The 251-nt window shown below is 51.8% G+C and carries 1 rRNA gene; it reads left to right on the forward strand.

Annotated features, from left to right (window positions below):
- Positions 1–239 (forward strand): 23S ribosomal RNA (locus tag H0X90_RS35620); the annotation flags it as partial.
- Positions 240–251: the final 12 nt, after the last annotated feature.

Here is a 251-nt window from a genome sequence, read left to right on the forward strand (position 1 = left end):
CCGGAGTGGACGAACCTCTGGTGTACCGGTTGTCACGCCAGTGGCATCGCCGGGTAGCTATGTTCGGAAGAGATAACCGCTGAAAGCATCTAAGCGGGAAACTCGCCTTAAGATGAGATATCCCTGGAGGCTAGACCTCCTTGAAGGGTCGTTCGAGACCAGGACGTTGATAGGTCAGGTGTGTAAGCGCAGTAATGCGTTCAGCTAACTGATACTAATTGCCCGTAAGGCTTGATCCTATAACAAGTCTG

The organism is Burkholderia sp. 9775_39 (assembly GCF_015712225.1).
Taxonomy (GTDB): Bacteria; Pseudomonadota; Gammaproteobacteria; order Burkholderiales; family Burkholderiaceae; genus Burkholderia; species Burkholderia cenocepacia.